Here is a 712-nt window from a genome sequence, read left to right on the forward strand (position 1 = left end):
CACCGGCACCGGTGCCTGGTACAAGAACGCGAACGGCGACCTGGTCTGTGACGTCCCGGTCACGGTCAAGGTCTCCGGCACCATCGACTACGAGATCCGGTCCTGCCCGCAGGCGAACACCACGCTCGCCAACTGCGAGGGCAAGTACGGCTCCGGCGACGCCCTGACGATCACCAGCACGACGCTGAACGGCGAGCCGTACAGCACCGTCATGCAGCTGACCTACACCGAGTTCGCCAAGCACTACAAGGTCACCTGCACCGAGGGCTTCTGCAGCACCCCGGACAGCTCCCGGCTGCTCCTGCACATGCTGACGGACGACATCGTCAAGTGCTGGAACCACCCGGGTATCAACGCGGCCTGCGGCTGGGCCGTCGCCACCGTGGTGCCCGGCAGCACCCTGATCAAGGGCGCGAAGGCGGTCGCCGCCGTCAAGATCGCGATGGTCACCGGCATCGCCATCGACGACGCCCTGCTCGCGCTGAAGACCTCCGGCGTCGTGACCAAGACGGTCGCGATGGCGAAGATCGAGGCCCAGGTCGCCGACTGGAGCCTCTTCTGGAAGCTCTACCGGCAGGACAAGTTCGGGCCGAACCTGGCCAGCCTGCCGGAGGCCGTGCGGAAGCTCACGACCGGCTACAGCCCGTACGGCAACCTCGGCCGCATCGAGTTCATGAAGAAGTTCTGGAGCGAAACGGCATGGACCGACAAG

General features: G+C 66.0%; 1 protein-coding gene. It reads left to right on the forward strand.

What is annotated here, in order from left to right:
- On the forward strand, positions 1–712 hold a 712-nt coding region (locus tag ABD323_RS42850; RefSeq protein ID WP_344447454.1), incomplete at both ends, for a hypothetical protein.

It is taken from the genome of Kitasatospora nipponensis, from assembly GCF_039528135.1.
Classification (GTDB): Bacteria; Actinomycetota; Actinomycetes; order Streptomycetales; family Streptomycetaceae; genus Kitasatospora; species Kitasatospora nipponensis.